The sequence below is a fragment of the Prevotella sp. P4-67 genome, from assembly GCF_002251325.1.
GTDB lineage: Bacteria > Bacteroidota > Bacteroidia > Bacteroidales > Bacteroidaceae > Prevotella.
The window spans coordinates 1-453 of the sequence record NZ_NPJL01000064.1 but is presented as its reverse complement, the minus strand read 5'-3'; the positions used below and the strand labels follow the sequence as shown (position 1 = coordinate 453).

At 46.6% G+C, this 453-nt stretch carries 2 tRNA genes; both read left to right on the top strand.

From position 1 onward, the window contains the following. The first annotated feature begins 52 nt into the window (after positions 1–52). A tRNA-Ile gene (locus CIK92_RS11110) sits at positions 53–126 on the top strand. A gap of 110 nt (positions 127–236) precedes the next feature. Continuing rightward, positions 237–310 (top strand) — tRNA-Ala (locus CIK92_RS11105). The last annotated feature ends 143 nt before the right edge of the window (positions 311–453 follow it).

Below are 453 nucleotides of genomic sequence, written 5' to 3'. Positions count from 1 at the left end.
AAAGAAACTGGGCGCAGTTAAGCCCACAGGTTAATTGAACGCCGAGTCAGACAGTCCTATAGCTCAGTTGGTTAGAGCGCCACACTGATAATGTGGAGGTCGGCAGTTCAAGTCTGCCTGGGACTACACATCGACCGTTAGGTCAATGTGGTTTAGGCAAAGTCTGCCTGGGACTACACATCGACCACAAGGTCAATGTGATTCAGGTGAAAAATCTGCACTACTACTCTCTATGAGGGGGATTAGCTCAGTTGGCTAGAGCGCTTGCATGGCATGCAAGAGGTCATCGGTTCGACCCCGATATTCTCCACTCCGAGGCAAGTCCTCGAAAAGATCTTTGACATATTGACACAAGCAAGACTGTAGAACAGAAGTTCAAGACTTCTAACAACAAACAGAAAGCTGAAAGTATGAGCGAAAGACAGGCGAATATATTTATTTGTCCTATCTACG